This is a genomic window from Staphylococcus lutrae, from assembly GCF_002101335.1.
Taxonomy (GTDB): domain Bacteria; phylum Bacillota; class Bacilli; order Staphylococcales; family Staphylococcaceae; genus Staphylococcus; species Staphylococcus lutrae.
Window position 1 is genome coordinate 396,930 of the sequence record NZ_CP020773.1, and the last position, 20,043, is coordinate 416,972.

Below are 20,043 nucleotides of genomic sequence, written 5' to 3' on the forward strand. Positions count from 1 at the left end.
TCTAGCCCATTGTATCAAGTTCCTTCCAGTTTGTCATTAGTTATCTGTTTTCGGCCAAGAGAAGCGTGTATAGGCCATTTCACGTTTATGTGCATTTCTTAAATAATGTTGTTCAATCGTTTGCGCGTCAGCTGGAGACACCGCTTGACCTTCAAGATATTGATCAATCGCTTCATACGTTACGCCAAGCGCAGTCTCATCAGGTAATTGTGGCTTGTCATCTTCCAAGTCAGCAGTCGGCACTTTTTCATAAAGATGTGCAGGGGCCCCCAGATATTTCAACAACTGTCTGCCTTGACGCTTGTTCAAGCCGAATAACGGAGCGATATCTGCAGCACCATCGCCATGTTTTGTGAAAAAGCCAGTGATATTCTCTGCTGAATGATCCGTACCAACCACGATACCATTTTGATTTGCAGCAATCGCATATTGAACTTTCATGCGTTCACGTGCTTTTTCATTCCCTTTTTGAAAGTCAGTCAGGTCAATTCCCGCTTCTTTTAAAGACTCGATACTCTGATCGACTGCCGGTTTGATATTGACCGTTATAATTCGGTCAGGATGAATAAACGCTAAAGCATCTTCAACATCAGCGGCATCTTTTTGAACACCATAAGGAAGTTTCACTGCAATAAACTGCAATTCTCTGTTCGATGTCGCTCTTACATCTTCGACGACACGTTGAACAAGTTTTCCTGCTAATGTTGAATCTTGTCCGCCTGAAATACCGAGCACTAACGTTTTAATGAAACCATGTGCCCGAATATATTGTGCGATAAAATGCTCGATTGCTTTTACGGTTTCTGCACTATCAATGACAGGTGTCACTTTCATTTCTTCAACAATCATCGCTTGCAAGTGATTCATGGTCATACGATTCTTCCATCTCCTTTACATTTTCAGCCACTTCAAAAATACGTTTTTGTTTATTTTCCCAACATAATGTACTTAAATCAACTGGGTATTCTTCAGGATTTAAATAACGTTTATTTTCTTCCCACAAATACGTCAAATTATGTTGCAAACGATCCTTCGCTTCCATTTCACTCAGACAGTCATACACCAATACGCCATTTTTGAAAATATCGTGATGCAAATCGACAGCTTTAAAATGTTTGATATGTTTCATTTTATAAGTGTGAATAGGATGAAACATTTTGAGTGTAGCCGCCTCATTAGGGTCTTCATGATCTAACGTAATATAGTCCCCTTCTGCTTTATTCGTTTTCGTGTTGATAATACGGAAAACTTTCTTTTTACCTGGTGTCGTTACTTTTTCTGCATTATTAGACAATTTAATTCGATCAACAAGTTGACCTGCGTCGTTTTCAACTGCAACCAGTTTATAAACGGCACCTAATGCAGGTTGTTGGTACGCTGTAATTAATTTCGTCCCTACCCCCCATGAATCGACTGCAGCGCCTTGTGCTTTTAGACTGCTAATCGTTTGTTCATCTAAATCATTGGAAGCAATAATCTTAGCATCTTTAAATCCGGCTTCATCCAACATTTGCCGTGCTTTCTTTGATAAATAAGCAATATCACCAGAATCCAAACGAATCCCAATAAAATTAATACGTTCTCCTAATTCTTTCGCCACACGAATCGCATTGGGCACACCCGACTTCAAAGTATGAAAAGTATCGACGAGAAACACACAATTCTTATGCCGTTCAGCATATTTTTTGAAAGCCGTGTACTCATCCCCATAAGTTTGAACAAATGCATGCGCATGCGTACCAGATATTGGAATATTGAACAATTTACCTGCACGCACATTACTCGTAGAATCAAAGCCACCAATGATTGCTGCACGTGCGCCCCATACTGCCGCATCGAATTCATGTGCGCGACGGGTACCAAACTCCATGAGGGTATCATCTACAGCCACTTGTTTAATTAAACTTGCTTTCGTCGCGATTAAAGTTTGGAAGTTAATAATATTTAACAGTGCTGTTTCAATCAACTGCGCTTGAATGAGTGGCGCTTCAATTCGCATCAATGGTTCATTGTTAAAGCACAGTTCACCTTCTTGCATCGACCGTATATTCCCCGTGAATTTTAAATCTGCTAAATAATCCAAAAAATCATCCTGGTAACCCACTGACTTCAGGTAAGCAATATCCGTCTCAGAGAAATGGAGATTTTGAACATACTGAATGACACGTCGTAACCCATTGAAAACGGCATAACCACTCCCGAAAGGCATATTTCTAAAGTATAAATCAAAAACAGCTTGGCGCTCATGGATACCATCAAACCAATATGATTCTGCCATATTAATTTGGTATAAGTCATTATGCAACATGAAACTATCATCTTTATATTGATACATGATTGTTCTCCCACTACTCCTTAAAGTTTTCTTATTATTGCTATCATATCACACAATGTCCAACGTTTCTCAGCTTATTCACAGCACGGCTTACAAATTCTAAAGACATTGACGCTGGTAGCCAAATCGTGAATGAAGTCAAACAATATTGTGACAATCACGATAAATATTTCAATCGTCCACTTAATTTCATTATAATAACGGTGAGGTGGGGAATATGCTAAAGAAAGCACAAGCATTTATTAATCAAATGTATGACGAATTAGATTTACCAACAACTGAACGTGACCAACGTCTAAAAGAAGTTGAAGATGCCATTGCAACAACAGGAACGTATCGCCATACGACAGAAGAGCTCACTTATGGCGCACGTGTGGCTTGGCGTCATTCCAATCGTTGTATCGGCCGACTGTTTTGGGAAAGTTTGACAGTCATTGATGCACGCCATATCACTGAGGAGGAAGCTTTTCTTTCTTCGGTTGAAACACATATTAAAACAGCCACAAATCACGGTCGAATTAAGCCTTGCATCACCATCTACGCACAAGCGGGTGAACCCGGTCCTCAAATTTGGAATCATCAACTCATACGTTATGCAGGTTATGAGGACAAAGGGGATCCATCTGAAAAAGACATCACCCGCCTTGCTACCCATTTAGGTTGGTCCGGGGCACATACAAATTTTGATGTTTTACCACTGATTTATCAAATGCCACATCAAACCATTCAATATTTTGAATACCCTAAAGACTGGATTTTAGAAGTTCCTATTTCACATGAGAAATTTCCCAAAGTTGCTGAATTAGGGATCAAATGGTATGCCGTCCCTATTATTTCGAATATGGATTTAAAAATCGGCGGAATTACTTATCCGACTGCGCCCTTTAACGGCTGGTACATGGTAAATGAAATTGCCGTAAGAAACTTTACTGATACGTATCGTTATAATTTATTAGAAACATTTGCAACAGCAATGGGCTATACCGACTTACGCAACACAACCTTTAATAAAGATCGCGTCTTAATCGAAATAAACGATGCCGTATTACAATCTTTTAAAAAGGCAGGCGTCTCCATGGTCGATCATTTAACCGCAGCGAAGCAATTTGAAAAATTCGAACAAGCTGAGCAATGTAAAGGACGGACAGTGACAGGAAAATGGTCGTGGCTTGCACCACCATTATCACCAACACTAACTTCTAACTATCATCACGGCTACTCGAATGACACGCGTGAACCTAACTTTTTTTATAAGAAAAAGACGACTTCGGGATGCCCTTTTCATTAACTTCATGTAAAATAGTGTCAATCCATACGAAAGGAATGATGATATGACACTGTTTTACCTCGGACCTAAAGGTACATTTTCATATTTGGCTGCATTAAAATTACAATCCCAACGCAATCAACAAGAACAACTCACCGAATGTACAAATTTATATGAAGTGATGTCATCTTTACAAAAAATGCCCACAGCAAGCGCGATTGTCCCGATTGAAAATTCGATTGAAGGGACGATTAATATCGTTGCCGATGCACTCGTCGAACAATCTTTTATCGTTGTAGAGGAAATCGTTTTAGATATCGCATTTGCATTATACGGTTTGCCACATCAATCTATTAACGATATTCAAAAAGTCTATTCTATCGGACCCGCCATTAGTCAAACACAAAAGTTCATTCATCATTATCAATTTGCTTATGATTACACACCTAGTACAGTCGCTTCACTCAATAAGATCGATGCAACTTCGGCCGCAATTGCGCCAGTTGGCAGTGGTGAAATGTATGGCTACGTTGCATTAAAATCACATATTGAAGATTATCCACACAATATGACGCGATTTCTCGTCTTGAAACACGCTTCCCAAGTGACACAACAAACGGGTACAGAGTGTTTGTTAATCATCACGCCTACAGAAGATAAGCCTGGCTTGCTTGCTGCCATACTCAATACGTTCGCACTATTTCAAGTCAATTTAAAGTGGATTGAATCTCGACCTATGAAAACACAACTTGGGAGATACCGCTTCTTCGTCCAAGCTGAATGCCCTGATACAACTGTATTAAATAAAATTTTAACGATTTTAGAAACGTTGGATTTTCAGATTAAACACTTAGGCCGTTTCCACAAATAACATACACCCCCGTCATTCGTGAAACACATCGACTTTTAACGCGCTTCATCCATGATACATTGTGACACATGATGTTGCTTCATTTCAGGTAGATGTTCATTTTTCAATACCGTCAAACCTTTTATAGCGGTGAACTGGCTCACTTGCGCACCCCCATCAAATGCATTTCCGATAATGAAAACTTGCGTGTGTGGTGCGCACTGGTGACTGCGAATATGAAGTACGTCTTTTTTGTCAACGTGAACAAACGCATTATGCAGGATGTAAAGCCCTTCTCCTCCTTGTTGACCGTATTCATCCCCTTCTAATGTATACATATTTTTTCCTTGATATACACCTAAGTAACGAATACCTCCAGCACAATTTAAAAACAAATTTTGAGAAATAAAAATATTTTTACCTTTTAACGGCGTGACAGCATAGTCTTGAGTCTCTTCGAAAATATTATGTTCTATCACTATATTTTCATAGAAGCGATGTAATCGAGAGGCGTGAGAACCTATGGCACGATTCCAACTATGCATGTGCCCTTCATGTGAATTTCCAAAATAACAATGTGAAATGACTACATTTTTTGATATCGTCCCGTCATTGACACCAAATTTAGGAAACGCGCCTTCAACGAACAAATCTAATTGAATGGCTTCTGAAAAACCACGCTTCCCCGTAACATCATAAAAACCTAAAAAGTTACAATGATGAATGGAAACACCATCCAGTCCACAAGCATCAATGCCATGGCCTCCAACAACATTTTTAATTGTTAAATGACTCACTTCAATTTCGCATGCATGTCCTAAACACATCGCCGTATTATTATATGGATAATGCACACCGTTCATATTCCAAATACCGCCTTCAATTTTGATATGCCCATTGCCATTGTATCCATAGTATCGCTTTATTCGCGTTCCATTTTTAATCAAAGCATCTTTACCTACTCTTAACATTTCCGCATCTGGTGCTAACAATAACGTTGTCCCTTGATATATTTTCAATGCTTTTGCAATATGGTATGTGCCACTTGGAATATAGACGGTTACAGGATGCTTTTTTGCCTGATTGAGCGCACGCTGAATGCCCATCGTATCCAACCAGCGATTGCCTCCAACTGCACCAAAGTTCAAAACATTTATCTTCATATACGTGCCTTCCTTTCTCGATTCAGTTATACTATTTATATTGTTGTTTAAACTTTATACTACTTTTAGGAGAGAATGTAATGTCAAATCAAGCTTTAGTTGTCGTTGATTATTCATATGATTTTGTTGCCGATGATGGTAAACTGACTTGTGGTGAAGCCGGTCAAGCCATTGAATCATTTATTGTTGATCGTATTCAATCTTATCATAAAGCTCAGGATAATATTTTCTTTATGATGGATTTACATTATGAAAACGACCCGTATCATCCAGAAACCCAAAGTTTCCCACCGCATAATATAGAAGGGACAAAAGGGAGAGCATTGTACGGTAAAGTCAAAACGCTATACGATACAATACAACACGATGACCATGTCTATTTTTTAGACAAACGTCGTTACGATTCATTCTACGGCACACCTTTAGACAGTTTGTTACGCGAGCGTCATGTCGATACGCTTGAAATTGTTGGTGTATGTACGGATATTTGCGTTTTACACACAGCCATCAGCGCATACAACTTGAACTATCGACTTATCATCCCAGAAAAAGGTGTTGCCACTTTTAATGAAACCGGTCACCAATGGGCACTATCACATTTTAAAAACACTTTGGGCGCTCAGGTAGAATAATCAACCGATCCCATGCTAAAATAACATTGAAAATAAGAATTTAAATAAGGAGATTGAATCATGACAACATATATTTTTGGTCATCAAAACCCAGATACAGATGCCATATCTTCAGCAATTATAATGGCAGATTTCGAACAACAACATGGAAATAAAGAAGCTAAAGCATTCCGCATCGGCGAATTAGGTCCTGAAACGCAATTCGCGTTAGACTATTTTAACGTAGATGTTCCAGAATTCTTAACAGATGACTTAACAGGACAAGATGTCATTTTAGTTGACCATAACGAATTTCAACAAAGTGCGCAAAATATCGATAAAGCGCACATTAGACATGTCATTGATCATCATAGAATTGCAAACTTTGAAACAGCGGGGCCGTTATACTATCGCTCTGAACCTGTTGGCTGTACGGCAACAATTTTATATAAAATGTATAATGAACGCCAATACGAAATCCGTCCTGAAATTGCAGGATTAATGATTTCTGCCATCATTTCAGACAGTTTGTTATTCAAATCCCCAACTTGTACACAACAAGATATCGATGCAGCTAAAAAATTGGCTCACATCGCGCAAGTCGACTTAGAAGAATATGGTTTACAAATGTTAAAAGCCGGTGCTTCAACAGCTGAAAAAACTGAGGAACAACTTTTGACGACTGATGCAAAATCGTTTGGTATGGGGAATTATACTGTGCGTATTGCTCAAGTCAACAGTGTCGATATCGAAGAAGTATTCGAACGCCAAGAAGCGCTTGAAAATGCGATGAATAAAGCGAGCGCTGAAAATCACTATGATACGTTTATATTGGTTGTAACAGATATTATCAATAGTAATTCAAAAATTCTCGTTGTTGGTGCTGAACAAGAAAAAGTTGCTGCCGCATTCAATACGACATTGGACAACCACACTGCCTTTTTACCAGGTGTCGTCTCACGTAAAAAGCAAATTGTACCACCGATTACAGATGCATTATCTTAAATTCTAAATTTAACCAAAGGGTGTGATCGCATGGCAATTCAAGTGAAACCAGGACATAATAAGTTTTATATTGGAGAAAGTGAAAACAAACCCGATGCTCAGATTTTATTTTCTTATTATGACACGCATGTTATTGATGTCTATAGTACTTATGTCAGTCCTTCCTTAAGAGGTGGCGGTGTTGCACAACAATTATTTAATGCTGTATTGGATAAAGCGAAAACAGAAGAATTAAAAATCATCCCTTCATGCAGTTATGTTGCACACCAATTTGAACGTGACACAGCGCTTGCACCTTATCGTGCTGAGTCTTGAGTCAACGGGAAATTTCCCATTGGCGCTCCTATGAATGCAGGATTGAAACGTATGAAATCGATACGTTTCAATCCTTTTTGTTTCTTTCGTACCATTCAAAACTAACAAGCCAATACACCAAGTGACTCTTTTTAATAAGATGAAATCTCACATAGCCTTTGCGATAAAACGTTAAGACGATAAAAACAGAATGAAAGTAACGACATGGCGCCAAGGGTGTACGGTTTTATGTGTTACAATCATAATGAACAGTCGTTACTCTACAACTACAGCGCATTCTTAATTGAATCGCTATATCTCGAATGGGATAACACGAAAGGAGCAAAAAGATTGAACCCATTTCAAACGCAATTTGAAGCAGTACAAAATTATTTTAAAACACATGCGACACGCCCCATCAAAGCACGTAAAAAAGCCTTGAAGCAGTTAGCTGAGCAAATTAAGTCAAACGAGCAAGCATTGATGGACGCATTAAAAAAAGATTTAGGCAAAAATGAGGTGGAGTCATACGCAACAGAAATAGGCTACACGTTAAAAAGCATTCACCATACGCGTAAATCGATGGCGAAATGGGCGAAAAAGCAAGCTGTCGATACGCCTATCATTCTGTTTCCGGCAAAAAGTTTTATTGTGAAAGAGCCACTAGGTACAATCCTTATCATCGCACCTTTTAATTATCCAGTACAGTTAGTTTTCGAACCTTTAATTGGTGCTATCGCAGCAGGCAACACGGCCATTGTTAAACCATCAGAGTTAACACCCAATGTTGCTGCAGTCGTCGAAACCATCATTCAAAATGCATTCGATCCAAACTATGTATCTGTTGCTCAAGGCGGTGCAGAAACCATTCAATCACTGTTACAACTGCCGTTTGATCATATCTTTTTTACAGGAAGTGAAAAAGTAGGTCAAATTGTTTATGAAGCCGCTGCACGACAACTCATACCTGTCACTTTAGAACTCGGTGGAAAATCACCCACAATAATTGATCACACGGCTAATTTGAAAGTAGCGAGTGAACGTATCTGCTTTGGCAAATTTATTAATGCAGGGCAAACTTGTGTTGCGCCGGATTATATCCTTATCGATAAAAGCGTTAAAGACGATTTTATCAAAGTGCTCAAATCGACAATTCGTGAGTTTTACGGTCCCTTTCCGATTCAAAGTGAAGATTTAGGGTGCATTGTAAACACACGTCATTTTGAACGGTTAAATCATTTACTTGAAGCCCAACAATCAAACATCATATATGGGGGCGAAACGTCTGTTGAAGAACGTAAAATTGCACCGACTATTCTAGATCACGTTCAAACTGATGACCCCATTATGAAGGATGAAATTTTTGGTCCAATTCTTCCTATTTTGACCTATGAAGATTTAGATGAAGCCATTGCCATTGTTCAATCAAAACCTAAACCTTTATCATTGTACTTATTCAGTGAGGATGAAAATGTGACAAACCGCATATTAAATGAATTATCATTTGGTAGTGGCGCCATTAATGATACATTATTACAACTCGCGAATCCTAAACTCCCTTTCGGTGGTGTAGGCGCTTCGGGTATCGGTCGTTACCATGGCCAATATTCATTCGACACTTTTTCACATCTGAAACCATATATTTTTAAAACGACTAAGTTAGAAACCGGTTTGCTCTTTCCGCCATATAAAGGCAAGCTCGGTTACGTTCGTAAACTCATGAAAAAGTAATGAAAGCTATACAATAGAACCAAAAATAAGACAGTGGCATTCGAAAACCGGATGCTTCACTGTCTTATTTTGATGCTGTATTTACAAATGGGATACATCCAAAAATTTCACACATACGCCTTCTGGTGCAGATTGTTGATGATCAATCAAAGTCAGTTGCCCTGATGCTTCATCTCGGCGAAATACAACGACTTCTGATGCCCCAGTTTCATGTGCCACAACTAAATAAGCATCATCATTTGTGATATTGAAATCTCTCGGAAATGCGCCACCACTTGCCACGATATCGACAAGTTCCAAACGTGCGCCGTCGTCTAACAATTTAAAAATCGCAATACTGTCATGACCGCGATTGCTGACATATAAAAAGCGTTGATCATGAGAAATTCTCACTGCCGCTAATTTCGTAGGGTGTAAAAAATCTTCAGGGATTGTTAAATGACGTTCTTGTTCGATAAAACGCCCATCGTCATAGGTCATCACTACAACCGTATTCGAAAGTTCATTGACCACATAAGCATAGCGGCCCGTTTTATGATAGACCAAATGTCTTGGCCCATCACCAGGTTCTAACGCTGTGCGATGAGCGACTTCTAACCCTTGATCCCCATAATGATATGTCACTAGTAAATCAGCGCCTAAGTCAACAGCAACGACATACTTTTGTTCAGGCGTCACATCTAAGTAGTGCACGTGCGATTTCTCTTGTCGCGCAACATTCGGCCCATGGGGATAGTCATGCATCACTTCTTCGATTAATCGTGTAATACGTTGGTTTTCAGCATCTAAAGCATAAATACGTGCGACACCATCCCCATATACAGCTTCAAACGCATATTGTCCATCCGGTGAAATCGCCACGTAGCATCCTGACCCTTTTAATGATGTTAATGATGCACCTGTCTTTTCAAGCTGACCTTCTTTATCAATTTTAAATGAAGCTAATCCAGCTTTGTCTCCTTCTTTCGTCACAGCAAGCAGTGTATCTTGATACTGTGCGAGATACGTTGATGCATTCAGTTCATAACCCGTTTCAACCGTTTCTATACGTCCAGACTGTTCATTTAACTCGAAACGATAAATCCCTTTCCCTTCTGATTTTGTATAAGATCCAATGTAGCCTTTTACCATGGCAAGTCATCCCTCCATTTCTTACATCTATCTTACCAAATAATGGCTCAGGACCGCACTTAAAAACGTCATCTCAATCATGTCACATCCATTTAACCCTCATTATAAGGAATCCTTCTCTTACAACGGACGACCACTCGCTTTCTTTTTTAATATCATTGAAAGCGCCTACCTGAAAATAGACAATGTAATTAAATCAAAAAATCCATTATAAAAGAGTGAGCGCAAAAATCTAACCCTGTAGATTTTCACTCCCACTCTCCAAATAGATTTCATCCATTACTGCTCACGACAAACAGTAGCCAAACTTTATCTCATCATTGACAGATGTCAGATTGATTCAGTTATGCTTGGTTGGATTCGATATCTGCAATAATCTCTTTAGTTTTATTCTCGATTTCTTCAAAGTCTTTTTTGAAGACGTATGTGAGTACTGCTAGCCCTACTCCTACAGCACCTACTACAATAATCGTTGAAACAAATAAAAACTTAAATAATCCTTTAATAAAATTACACATCATACTTCACCTCTAAATTTATAGATATTAATCACATCATATCATAAAATGACCGACCCTTAAATTTATACCCCAAACTTGACTTTACTAATCAGAAATCCATTCTATTTTGATAGGTAATATGTTACATTATCAGTATGTCGAATTACGAAAGAGGTCTTTGAACATGCCGTATATATCATTAATCAGTTCATGGAAAAATAATGATATCGAAAGTATTGCACATATGATTGACGATCACGTCACTGCATACTACATCAATGAATTAGGAGAAGCACAACCCATAACAAAATCGGTGTTGATTCAAATGTTGCGTCGTCGGATGTCACAAATTATTGAATCAGATGACCTCCAATGGAATTTTGAAATGATTCATCGCGCACAAGTCCATGATGGTCAAATGATTATTTTTTATGTCTATTCTGTAGAAAATCCAGACTACCAAAAAACAAGAAAAACATTGGTTGCAATGACATTTGGACATAATCATTCCAACAACCCGCGAATCAAGACGATTTATATCACCACGAATGTAACAGAAATCCAAGCCTAATCCTTATGGCTTTTTAAACACGACATGTTAAAGTGAACCGATGTCGTCACATTTGGAGGATGCTTCGATATCAATACAGCATTTATCTCTTCAATGGGGCAGATACGCGCTTATCAATCAAAACGCGCACTGTCCCCAGAGGAAATTGATGGCACAATAAAGCAGCGCATGCCTCTCCCGTTTCAATTTGAATGAGGCAAGCAAAAATGATGATCCTACATATTCAACAATATATCTTATAAAGACTAAAATGAATCATTGACCCCTACAAAATCATTCATTTTTCTCCTTATCTCGGAGACATGAAACAAAATAAAAAGCAGCCACTACACCCGTATAAAAATAAACCTTGTCATTCGTTACATTTGTAATCCACATGACACATCCACATGACGGCATGGATTCGATGTAAATGACTGCTTTTTCGCTTTTTACCATTTTCCACGTCGAACTACCGCTTCGTCAACTCCAAATTGCTGCTGCCGATTATGACGTATAGTTTTTTATAAACCAACGTTTCGCTCTAAAATAATATTCCCACATAGTATTCCCCCTCTTCGACTTGTATCGTCGCTATATTGATAGATGATAAAATTAGTATAATAAAGCAATGATGTAAATACCATTAAGGAACGATTACAAGCTTTTAACAAATTATGTTACATATATTTCAGAAAGGAAGATGCGCTTATGCAACATGTGTCATCAGATATACTTACTTTTCGTGGCACACATTATGATTACGGGGTTCAGACAGGTGAGTGGCTATTACGAACAGCGATGTTGAAAAATAGAGTACGTGAGTGGAAAAAACGTGTGCCTCGATTCGATATTGATATTGAATCAACCTATCACATTTTTCAACAATTCGCCCCTCGAATTTGGGACGAGATTATCGGGATTCAAGATGTATTGAAAATTCCTACAAAGCAAGCGATATTAAATTTTGCGCACTATCGTTTTACGCAGTTGCCTGATAGTGGCTGTTCCGTCTTTGTCGGTCCTGATTATTTAATTAGGAATTATGATTATCATCCTGCAACCTATGATGCACGTTACCAATTATTTCACCCTACTGACGGGGGCTATGCACAAATCGGTCCAATGTCTCGTACAACTGGACGTATGGATGGTATGAATGAACATGGCTTAGCCATGGCCTATAATTTTATGCATCGTAAAAAGCCGGCTAACGGATTTGTATGCTATATGATTGGTCGACTGGTACTTGAATATTGTAAAGATGTTCAAGAAGCCATTCACTTTTTAAGCCACTTACCTCATCGAAGTTCATTTAGCTATATTGTCCAAGATAAAACAGGACAACACGCTATTGTTGAAGTAAGTCCACGCAGTATTGATATTCGGTATGATCAAACTTGCACGAATCATTTTAAACTTTTGACACATGAAAATCGCAATTATACAAAAGAATCTGAAGCGCGTTTGGCACGTGTACACGCTCAAATTGAACAGTCAGATCAGACCCGCTTTGACATATTCAAAAGATTCAATCACCCTGAATTTGAAATTTATAGCAAATTATTTTCAAGTTGGAGCGGCACGATTCATACATCGATGTACGAACCTCAAAAATTGTGGGCATGGATCGCATTAGGAGAAAATCAATCACCTGTCAAAATAGATTTTAATCAATGGTTACAAGGGCATCCGTTGAACATCCACCAAATAGAAGGGCAACTGGATACAAACATCCATTTTGCCACACACTGAAAACGTTAAGATGTCGTGAACAAGCATAAAGAGATCATCTTTATTAAGGCACCAGTCGCAATTTCAGAAATCGACATATATGTGCCCAGTTACTTATCACGATTTTAATAAACAATACTGACGACTGAAATGAGACCGGACCTACAAACAATCATGCCATAAAAAAGGTGCGCCTTTCGAAAGGTTCCATTGTTCATGGCTTCTTTGAAGGACGCACCGCATGATATTCGAGTCATTGCATGACTTATTCCACTGTAATATCGCCTCGTGTTGTATAAAGTTCTACTTTATGTTCACCCGTACCATTCTTCCCTTTATGAATTTGACGATTGTTGATAACGGCTTGACCATTCTCAGGATTAAGAGCTAACAGGACATTTTGAGGCACTTGGTCATATCCAAGATAAATGTCTCCATCTTTAACTGAACTTTTAAAATCGCAATTCGTCATCATCTCTGACAAATGAATACTGCCTTTATTGAGCTTAAACAAGCTATTTTTTAATGAAGATTTCTCTCCATTAATTTTACCACTATCCAGGCTCACTTCACTTTGATCAATCCGGCTATTTCGAATATTAATTAGTGATTCATTTGCGCTTATTTTAGAATGTGTCAGTTCACTCTCATCGATGTCCATCTCTCCAGATTCACCGTTCCAAAAAGTCGCTTTATCAATTTTTACACCTTTGATATCGACCATACCAAAACTAGAAGTCACATTCAGCTCTTTTAAGTTTGAGGATGGGATACCGATTTCAAGCTGCCCTTCAAAATTATTGAACGGATTAAGATTTGGCATTCGAATATTTGAGCGATTCATTTCAGCCAACGTCAATACCTGACTTTGCTTAGAGAGTTTCATTTTTTGTTTTCCTTTATAGCGAATGCGAAAACGATCACTTTCAACGAGCTTAATATTCGTTGCATCAACGTTAATGACGAGCTGTGTCACTTCATTTTTATCAAAAGATTTATCAATATGTTCAATAGATTGCTGATTTTTCTCGAACAAAAACCATACAACCGTTCCAAGAATAAATGCAATGACAAAGCAACTCAGTCCAAATATAAATAGCTTTCTCATATATGTGACGTTCCTTTTTTAATAAAATTAACATTCCACTTCAAATATTTAATCAGCCATTTACGAATCGTTAGCCCCAATTTAATAATAATCACTAAAAACATGGTACCCAGTCCCAAATAAGCAAAGCTAAATAAATAATTACTTAATGAAAATGGATATAGACCTGACCAGATATTCGTTATCAATAAAAGTAATGGTGAGAGTAACATACCTAAGGCGACAAATGTGCCAAGTAACATCAATAAACCTACAAAAAATAGAGGAATGAGAATAAATGAAAACGTCACAACACTCATCCCAATTGTGGCCAAGACAGCTCGAGCAATATGTGCCATATCTGGCTTGTTTTCTGCATCTTTTACAGCATATTTCGCATAGCGTTGTTTCGCAATTTGTTTAGGTGTGTCGAGCGCTTTAACGATGTCTCTATCAGACTTACCGTTTAACCCTTCCTCATAAAAATGATTTTCGTATTCATTCATGACTTCATCAACGATATGATTGGGCAAACGATGTAATTGGTATTCTAATTCGTTTAAAAATGTAATCTTATCCATCGTAAGACCCCCATTTCTCTTCTAATACCCAGATTATAAAATTTTGCTATGTAAAATTAAATACTTATCGATCATTTGTATTCTAAATGTCATAATCTTAATTTGTCATAATCTTATTAATTTTCATTAAATTACAGTACTGGTATAATATGAATAAAGGAGGGTCAAATTATGGCACATTTAAAAACATATTACGCAGAATCTAAATCTTTCAATCAGTATATAGCAGACATGGAACATAATCAACAGGAGTTTTACGATATCTACGCACGCTTCGCCATGCCCACTGATGACATAAGAATTGAACAAATAAAGAATAAAGGATATCGTCATGTCCTCGTTATCACAGAAGACTGGTGTGGTGATGCAATGATGAACAATCCTATTTTAAAACATATAGCAGAGGCAGCACAACTCGAAGTACGCGTTTTTTATCGTGATGATAACACTGATTTAATCGATCAATACTTAACAAATGGTACGTCTCGTGCCATCCCTATTTACATTTTTATGAATGAAAAATTCGAACAAAAAGCCGTTTGGGGTCCGAGAGCGATGCCAGTACAAAAATTTGTTGAACGGTTGCGCAAAAACGAATTACCTGATAAACAAGATCCTCATTTTGAAGAAAAACAAAATGAAATTCATCAACAAATTAAGAACCGCTATTTAACGGATCCCACATTTTGGACTGAAGTCTATGAGTCCATTGTGACACGACTCGTATAAATCATCTAACGCGTATGTCTTGGTTTTTGACAAAGCCATGAGACATACGCTTTTTTGCATTTTGACTCAAACTTTTTAATCCCCCATTAAACACACATGATGGGCAGGTACGCCTGAAAACGTCACAGTTCACTTTCTAACCCTATCTAAAATACCGCAGATGCCAGAGAAGATTTCAACACTCCACGCGTCTGCGGTACGCTTTCATTTAAGCATTCAAAGGCCATATATGGCATACGTCGTTTTGGCCTTCACCCTTGAGCAATTGCAAAACTTAAATGTCTTTTTTAACAATCAATACGAGATTTGCAATCCATAAAACGACAATAGTCGCAATGTTAATCACCCATTGCCAATTTGAAAAATTAAGGCCATTATCTAATGATTTTTCACTAAGATAACTAAACGGGATGTATTTCAATGACTCTTGAATATTATCCCCAACGACAGGAATCAGTGGTATAAACGGCTTAACAACTGGTAGAATCAGTAATAATAAAATACCTAGCGTATAAACTAATGCCGGCTTTTGTACAATAAGATTGATTAAAAAGAGTAATAATCCATATACAAAAAATAAAATCAAGTAAAACACCAAAAGCTTCCATGATTCGTGTTGTTTTAAATGAGGACCTTCTGTTGTCCATTGAATCAGGTAAGACACGACGATGACGATAATCGTTGTAAAGATTGAAATAAAGATGATGGATAGCGTCTTCGCAATAAAGTAACCGATGCGACTTTGTTTTTGATTTAAAAACAGTTGAATCGTGCCCTGACTAGTATCACGCGTGATTGTCTTAATAACGAACAATAAACCAATCAATGAGAAAAACCATTTCCCGACACTAAACATCGTGTTGACATTCACAGCTTTATCATTAGCAATTAAAATGAACACTATCGCAACTATTGGCGAGACGCCAAGTATCATTGCTAAATATGTAAGAGGACTCTTTAAAACACTGACAATATCGAACTTAAACAATTGCATTATATTCATCATTGTTCACCTCGTTGATTAATATTGAAGTATGTGTCTCTCAATGAAACTTTACGCGTTTCAATATAAAGTGGGTAAATGTCTTTTTGTGCCAACCCTTTAAGGAATTTTCGGTAATCATTTTGACCATTCAAAATGATTTCTCCCGATTCCTTGTGTGATTGTACCACTTTAAAATGATCAGTGAGATAATACAATGCCTGTTCGAAATGTGCCGGTTCCACTTTAATGATCGTTTGATCTGTGGATTGCCCTTCAGTCATGTTAACATCTTGTACAAAATGCCCATCTCTTAAAAATACTGCCCGATCACAAATCAATTCGATATCTTCTAATTTGTGACTAGAAATTAAGATTTTCATATCGAATTGGTTAACGAGCCGTTCAATCGTTTTTAGAACATCAATCGACCCATCCGGATCCATCCCATTGGTCGGTTCGTCTAAAATTAAATACTTAGGCTTATTCATGAGTGAAACCGCAATCGCTAGCTTTTGTTTCATCCCCATAGAATACTTTTTCACCTTTTTCTTAATATATGTTTCCATACCAAACGCTTTGACAATGCGATTCGTGTAATCCGTGTCAAAACCTTGGCCTAAAACTTGTGCGAAAAGTTTTAAGTTATACCAGCCTGATTTATTATCATAAAGTTTCGGATGTTCAATTAAATAACCAATATGATCATTTTTAGAGACTTGAACATCTCCCGAAAAATCAATAATATTTCCGTTCATAATTTTCATTAAAGTGGTTTTACCCACACCATTTTTACCAATGAGTCCAACAATTTTACTCTCATTAAACGAAAAATCGATTCGATCTATGACAGTATTGTTGCCGTATTGTTTGGTGATTTGCTTTAATTCCATTCACGAATCCTCCTACACTGTTTTTAAAAAATGATTTGAATAGAGCAATTATATGTTTTCATAGCAACCATAACATGATTTAAACAATGCTAAAAGAATAATGATAAATTCCATTTCATGATTCATCTCAACGTTGAATCTATGGCCTGTCAATTTTTAATGTTTCAAATTCAATTGACACACTTAAATTGCGCAGATTTCCCCATAAGGCCATCACCTTATTTCAAAGCAAATAACAACAAACATTCCATTTCATAAATAAAGCTGCCTGAACCGATTCACAAGATACCTCCCACGAAAACCATTTCTAAAATGATCCCTCTCATAACGACTCAGTACATCAATAAACATAACAAGTGTAGCACTCAATTACAAACATCAACATGTGCATTTAATATTTTTTAATTTTGTCATATCAATTTGTTCTACTATTGTGTTCTATTTATGTTGGTTTTTACGTTCCCGTTGACGATTGATAAATGCACAAACCATAAACAGAATACTCGCTATAAATAGTTTAACTGCTGATGATTCCTCATCTAAATATTGAAACACCACCCCCACTACGAAACTGGCTATCGCAATAATAACAAAAGTCTGTGTCGCGTATTTCATATTATCACCCTTTCAATTCAGATGTCTGATAAAACTTTAAAAAATTGGGCTTCTAATGTCAATGATACAGCAGACCCATTCGTCTGAATCTACAAAATATCATTGACGACACTTAATTGTTTGCTTCTTAATCATAGAAATGATAGGATAAAGGCATATCCACGCATGATTAAACACCCCCAAACTTGTTCCAGCAAGATTGGGGGTTTCTTGCTGCGTTTTAAGGACGCTTTGAATGGGTCTGTCTTTCTTTTTGTCGTTCACGCCGCTTCCATTTTGATTCAACCCAGCATCTAAAAACAATTAAAATGCCACCATTGATTAATAACATTAAAAATTCTGTCCACGTCATGATTAAACACCTCCTACTCTCAAGAAAACGTTTTCTTTCATTACGCCGATTAATGTAGGGGATGGTGGCTATATTTATTCTATCACAAAATAGCGAACATGTGTTCTATTTTTACTTTTTTTAAATGAATTTTATCCTAGTCTATTCTTTAAATTTCTAACTTTTCACGGTATGATAGAGATATGATGAAAACTTAGAAAGAGGTCGAATCCTATGAATCCTTTAGCCCAAAATTTAAATGAACAGTTACACGAAGAAAATCCTATCGTCCTTGATATGCTTTCCGACCTTGGAACACACATGTATTATCCAAAAGGTATCTTGACACAATCTGCAGAAGCAAAATCAACACAATACAATGCAACAGTAGGTATGGCAACGACTTCAAAAGGCAAGATGTATACTGAAACGTTATACGGAATGTTTGATCAACTCTCAACAGATGAAGTGTTCTCATATGCCCCGCCACAAGGTCTCGAAACATTGCGTACGCTATGGCAACAAAAAATGTTATCAGAAAACCCTGACTTATCAGCAAACGACATCAGTTTACCTATCGTTACAAATGCACTGACACATGGTCTATCTTTAGTCGGTGATTTGTTTGTAAACCCTGGTGATACTGTCCTCCTACCTTCCCACAATTGGGGCAATTACCGTTTAGTATTTGGTGTCCGTCATCAAGCGCAATTACAAACTTACCACATTTTTGACGAGAACGGTCATTTCACAACAGATCACCTTCTTGAGGCAGTTCAGCACATTAATGAAGACAAAGTCATCATGATATTAAACTATCCAAATAATCCAACAGGTTATACACCGACACACCAAGAAGTTGCAACGATTGTCAACGCCATTGATACCCTTGCACAACGCGGTGTTAATGTTATCGCAGTTGTCGATGATGCATATTATGGCTTGTTCTATGAAGATGTCTATACGCAATCGATGTTCACAGCACTTACAAAACTGAACAATGAACGGGTATTCCCTATTCGATTGGATGGGGCAACTAAAGAATTTTTTGCTTGGGGATTCCGCGTTGGTTTCTTAACATTTGGTACATCAAATGAGACGACAAAGCATGTATTAGAGGCGAAGATGAAAGGATTAATCCGCAGTAATATTTCAAGTGGCGCAACACCTTCCCAATCCGCTGTTCAGCATGCATTACAACAGCAACATACATTTAAAGACGAAATTAAACAGAACATCCAAACATTACGCGAACGCTATGAAGTGACTAAAGCCATCGTGTACAATGCAGATTATCAATCATTATGGCAACCTTATGATTTTAACTCCGGCTATTTTATGGCACTTAAAGTCAAAGATGTAGATGCGGAAACGCTCCGTCTCCATTTGATTGAACATCATTCAATTGGTATCATCGCACTTAATCAAACTGATATTCGTATCGCTTTTAGTTGTATCGAAAAAGAAGACTTACCACACGTATTCAAGACGATTGCGACATCCATTCAATCATTACAATCATAAGTTGCTTTTTAGCAATCGATGACTTGGGCGGGACAATAAAATCTTTAACACCATTAAGATTTTTGTCCTGCTCTTTTCATTATCATTCGAGAAAAAGTGGGCGTTTTTTAATGACACGTCCATGCAAAAC

Annotated in this window: 21 protein-coding genes; 10 read left to right on the forward strand and 11 right to left on the reverse strand. The window is 37.5% G+C overall.

The features are described 5' to 3' along the window. Positions 1 to 36: 36 nt before the first annotated feature. Both nadE and B5P37_RS02020 read right to left on the reverse strand, forming a co-directional pair. The gene (gene nadE, locus B5P37_RS02015; RefSeq protein ID WP_085238398.1) at positions 37 to 867 is read right to left on the reverse strand and encodes an ammonia-dependent NAD(+) synthetase; all 831 of its coding nucleotides are present in this window, start codon (positions 865 to 867) and stop codon (positions 37 to 39) included. After that, complete coding sequence (locus B5P37_RS02020; RefSeq protein ID WP_085236593.1) at positions 839 to 2,335, reverse strand: nicotinate phosphoribosyltransferase; 1,497 nt, start codon at positions 2,333 to 2,335, stop codon at positions 839 to 841. The genes nadE and B5P37_RS02020 overlap by 29 nt, the downstream gene beginning before the upstream one ends. A 217-nt stretch (positions 2,336 to 2,552) precedes the next feature. Between B5P37_RS02020 and B5P37_RS02025 the strand changes: the two genes are divergently transcribed. Both B5P37_RS02025 and B5P37_RS02030 read left to right on the forward strand, forming a co-directional pair. Beyond that, the gene (locus B5P37_RS02025; RefSeq protein ID WP_085236595.1) at positions 2,553 to 3,623 is read left to right on the forward strand and encodes a nitric oxide synthase oxygenase; all 1,071 of its coding nucleotides are present in this window, start codon (positions 2,553 to 2,555) and stop codon (positions 3,621 to 3,623) included. A 43-nt stretch (positions 3,624 to 3,666) separates the two neighbouring features. Continuing rightward, on the forward strand, positions 3,667 to 4,473 hold the full coding sequence (locus B5P37_RS02030) for a prephenate dehydratase (RefSeq protein ID WP_085236597.1): 807 nt from the start codon (positions 3,667 to 3,669) through the stop codon (positions 4,471 to 4,473). A gap of 35 nt (positions 4,474 to 4,508) precedes the next feature. On the opposite strand, the gene B5P37_RS02035 is transcribed toward B5P37_RS02030, so the two are convergent. Then, the gene (locus B5P37_RS02035; protein ID WP_085236599.1) at positions 4,509 to 5,615 is read right to left on the reverse strand and encodes a glycosyl hydrolase family 28-related protein; all 1,107 of its coding nucleotides are present in this window, start codon (positions 5,613 to 5,615) and stop codon (positions 4,509 to 4,511) included. An 80-nt stretch (positions 5,616 to 5,695) separates the two neighbouring features. On the opposite strand from B5P37_RS02035, the gene B5P37_RS02040 reads away from it, so the two are divergent. From B5P37_RS02040 to B5P37_RS02055, 4 genes are all read left to right on the forward strand, one after another. Beyond that, the gene (locus B5P37_RS02040; protein ID WP_085236601.1) at positions 5,696 to 6,247 is read left to right on the forward strand and encodes a cysteine hydrolase family protein; all 552 of its coding nucleotides are present in this window, start codon (positions 5,696 to 5,698) and stop codon (positions 6,245 to 6,247) included. Between the two features lie 57 nt (positions 6,248 to 6,304). Beyond that, positions 6,305 to 7,231 (forward strand): manganese-dependent inorganic pyrophosphatase, encoded by a 927-nt coding sequence (locus tag B5P37_RS02045; protein ID WP_206168694.1) that lies wholly within the window; start codon positions 6,305 to 6,307, stop codon positions 7,229 to 7,231. 30 nt (positions 7,232 to 7,261) lie between these two features. Beyond that, complete coding sequence (locus tag B5P37_RS02050) at positions 7,262 to 7,546, forward strand: GNAT family N-acetyltransferase (protein WP_085236605.1); 285 nt, start codon at positions 7,262 to 7,264, stop codon at positions 7,544 to 7,546. A gap of 330 nt (positions 7,547 to 7,876) precedes the next feature. After that, on the forward strand, positions 7,877 to 9,256 hold the full coding sequence (locus B5P37_RS02055; RefSeq protein WP_085236608.1) for an aldehyde dehydrogenase: 1,380 nt from the start codon (positions 7,877 to 7,879) through the stop codon (positions 9,254 to 9,256). Positions 9,257 to 9,337: 81 nt separating this feature from the next. Here the strand turns inward: B5P37_RS02055 and pglS are convergent, their stop codons facing one another. Both pglS and B5P37_RS11885 read right to left on the reverse strand, forming a co-directional pair. After that, positions 9,338 to 10,387, reverse strand: a complete 1,050-nt coding sequence (gene pglS, locus B5P37_RS02060) for a 6-phosphogluconolactonase (RefSeq protein ID WP_085236610.1) — start codon at positions 10,385 to 10,387, stop codon at positions 9,338 to 9,340. Between the two features lie 344 nt (positions 10,388 to 10,731). Next, positions 10,732 to 10,908 (reverse strand): hypothetical protein, encoded by a 177-nt coding sequence (locus B5P37_RS11885; protein ID WP_169710749.1) that lies wholly within the window; start codon positions 10,906 to 10,908, stop codon positions 10,732 to 10,734. Positions 10,909 to 11,071: 163 nt separating this feature from the next. On the opposite strand from B5P37_RS11885, the gene B5P37_RS02065 reads away from it, so the two are divergent. Continuing rightward, a complete protein-coding gene (locus B5P37_RS02065) occupies positions 11,072 to 11,458 on the forward strand; it encodes a hypothetical protein (RefSeq protein ID WP_085236613.1) in 387 nt (128 codons plus the stop codon). A gap of 690 nt (positions 11,459 to 12,148) precedes the next feature. After that, positions 12,149 to 13,192, forward strand: a complete 1,044-nt coding sequence (locus B5P37_RS02070; RefSeq protein ID WP_085236615.1) for a C45 family autoproteolytic acyltransferase/hydrolase — start codon at positions 12,149 to 12,151, stop codon at positions 13,190 to 13,192. 244 nt (positions 13,193 to 13,436) lie between these two features. Here B5P37_RS02070 and B5P37_RS02075 read toward each other — a convergent pair whose 3' ends face one another. Together B5P37_RS02075 and B5P37_RS02080 are read right to left on the reverse strand one after the other, a co-directional pair. Further along, positions 13,437 to 14,279, reverse strand: a complete 843-nt coding sequence (locus B5P37_RS02075) for a DUF4097 family beta strand repeat-containing protein (RefSeq protein ID WP_085236617.1) — start codon at positions 14,277 to 14,279, stop codon at positions 13,437 to 13,439. Beyond that, positions 14,276 to 14,839 (reverse strand): HAAS signaling domain-containing protein, encoded by a 564-nt coding sequence (locus B5P37_RS02080; RefSeq protein WP_085236619.1) that lies wholly within the window; start codon positions 14,837 to 14,839, stop codon positions 14,276 to 14,278. Before B5P37_RS02080 ends, B5P37_RS02075 begins: the two co-directional genes overlap by 4 nt. A gap of 171 nt (positions 14,840 to 15,010) precedes the next feature. On the opposite strand from B5P37_RS02080, the gene B5P37_RS02085 reads away from it, so the two are divergent. Then, positions 15,011 to 15,568: a thioredoxin family protein gene (locus B5P37_RS02085; RefSeq protein ID WP_085236621.1), complete on the forward strand. Its 558-nt coding sequence runs from the start codon at positions 15,011 to 15,013 to the stop codon at positions 15,566 to 15,568. 274 nt (positions 15,569 to 15,842) lie between these two features. On the opposite strand, the gene pmtD is transcribed toward B5P37_RS02085, so the two are convergent. The 4 genes from pmtD to B5P37_RS12095 form a co-directional block, all read right to left on the reverse strand. Then, positions 15,843 to 16,571, reverse strand: coding sequence for a phenol-soluble modulin export ABC transporter permease subunit PmtD (gene pmtD / locus B5P37_RS02090; RefSeq protein ID WP_085236623.1), 729 nt, complete (start codon positions 16,569 to 16,571; stop codon positions 15,843 to 15,845). Beyond that, complete coding sequence (pmtC, locus tag B5P37_RS02095; RefSeq protein WP_085236626.1) at positions 16,571 to 17,443, reverse strand: phenol-soluble modulin export ABC transporter ATP-binding protein PmtC; 873 nt, start codon at positions 17,441 to 17,443, stop codon at positions 16,571 to 16,573. Before pmtC ends, pmtD begins: the two co-directional genes overlap by 1 nt. 438 nt (positions 17,444 to 17,881) lie before the next feature. After that, a complete protein-coding gene (locus B5P37_RS11890; RefSeq protein WP_169710760.1) occupies positions 17,882 to 18,058 on the reverse strand; it encodes an SE1626 family protein in 177 nt (58 codons plus the stop codon). 220 nt (positions 18,059 to 18,278) lie between these two features. Beyond that, the gene (locus tag B5P37_RS12095; RefSeq protein ID WP_420852983.1) at positions 18,279 to 18,410 is read right to left on the reverse strand and encodes a Trp-rich small protein; all 132 of its coding nucleotides are present in this window, start codon (positions 18,408 to 18,410) and stop codon (positions 18,279 to 18,281) included. A gap of 213 nt (positions 18,411 to 18,623) precedes the next feature. Here B5P37_RS12095 and B5P37_RS02100 point away from each other — a divergent pair, with 213 nt between their 5' ends. Beyond that, entirely contained in the window at positions 18,624 to 19,913 is a 1,290-nt protein-coding gene (locus B5P37_RS02100; protein ID WP_085236629.1) for an aminotransferase class I/II-fold pyridoxal phosphate-dependent enzyme, read from the forward strand. Positions 19,914 to 20,043 lie beyond the last annotated feature (130 nt).

What these genes read in the sequence shown, in the direction of transcription:
- nadE (WP_085238398.1), bottom strand. Translation starts at nt 867, where the DNA reads ATGAATCACTTGCAAGCGATGATTGTTGAAGAAATGAAAGTGACACCT.
- B5P37_RS02020 (WP_085236593.1), bottom strand. Translation starts at nt 2,335, where the DNA reads ATGTATCAATATAAAGATGATAGTTTCATGTTGCATAATGACTTATAC.
- B5P37_RS02025 (WP_085236595.1), top strand. Translation starts at nt 2,553, where the DNA reads ATGCTAAAGAAAGCACAAGCATTTATTAATCAAATGTATGACGAATTA.
- B5P37_RS02030 (WP_085236597.1), top strand. Translation starts at nt 3,667, where the DNA reads ATGACACTGTTTTACCTCGGACCTAAAGGTACATTTTCATATTTGGCT.
- B5P37_RS02035 (WP_085236599.1), bottom strand. Translation starts at nt 5,615, where the DNA reads ATGAAGATAAATGTTTTGAACTTTGGTGCAGTTGGAGGCAATCGCTGG.
- B5P37_RS02040 (WP_085236601.1), top strand. Translation starts at nt 5,696, where the DNA reads ATGTCAAATCAAGCTTTAGTTGTCGTTGATTATTCATATGATTTTGTT.
- B5P37_RS02050 (WP_085236605.1), top strand. Translation starts at nt 7,262, where the DNA reads ATGGCAATTCAAGTGAAACCAGGACATAATAAGTTTTATATTGGAGAA.
- pglS (WP_085236610.1), bottom strand. Translation starts at nt 10,387, where the DNA reads ATGGTAAAAGGCTACATTGGATCTTATACAAAATCAGAAGGGAAAGGG.
- B5P37_RS11885 (WP_169710749.1), bottom strand. Translation starts at nt 10,908, where the DNA reads ATGATGTGTAATTTTATTAAAGGATTATTTAAGTTTTTATTTGTTTCA.
- B5P37_RS02065 (WP_085236613.1), top strand. Translation starts at nt 11,072, where the DNA reads ATGCCGTATATATCATTAATCAGTTCATGGAAAAATAATGATATCGAA.
- B5P37_RS02070 (WP_085236615.1), top strand. Translation starts at nt 12,149, where the DNA reads ATGCAACATGTGTCATCAGATATACTTACTTTTCGTGGCACACATTAT.
- B5P37_RS02075 (WP_085236617.1), bottom strand. Translation starts at nt 14,279, where the DNA reads ATGAGAAAGCTATTTATATTTGGACTGAGTTGCTTTGTCATTGCATTT.
- B5P37_RS02080 (WP_085236619.1), bottom strand. Translation starts at nt 14,839, where the DNA reads ATGGATAAGATTACATTTTTAAACGAATTAGAATACCAATTACATCGT.
- B5P37_RS02085 (WP_085236621.1), top strand. Translation starts at nt 15,011, where the DNA reads ATGGCACATTTAAAAACATATTACGCAGAATCTAAATCTTTCAATCAG.
- pmtD (WP_085236623.1), bottom strand. Translation starts at nt 16,571, where the DNA reads ATGAATATAATGCAATTGTTTAAGTTCGATATTGTCAGTGTTTTAAAG.
- pmtC (WP_085236626.1), bottom strand. Translation starts at nt 17,443, where the DNA reads ATGGAATTAAAGCAAATCACCAAACAATACGGCAACAATACTGTCATA.
- B5P37_RS11890 (WP_169710760.1), bottom strand. Translation starts at nt 18,058, where the DNA reads ATGAAATACGCGACACAGACTTTTGTTATTATTGCGATAGCCAGTTTC.
- B5P37_RS12095 (WP_420852983.1), bottom strand. Translation starts at nt 18,410, where the DNA reads ATGACGTGGACAGAATTTTTAATGTTATTAATCAATGGTGGCATTTTA.
- B5P37_RS02100 (WP_085236629.1), top strand. Translation starts at nt 18,624, where the DNA reads ATGAATCCTTTAGCCCAAAATTTAAATGAACAGTTACACGAAGAAAAT.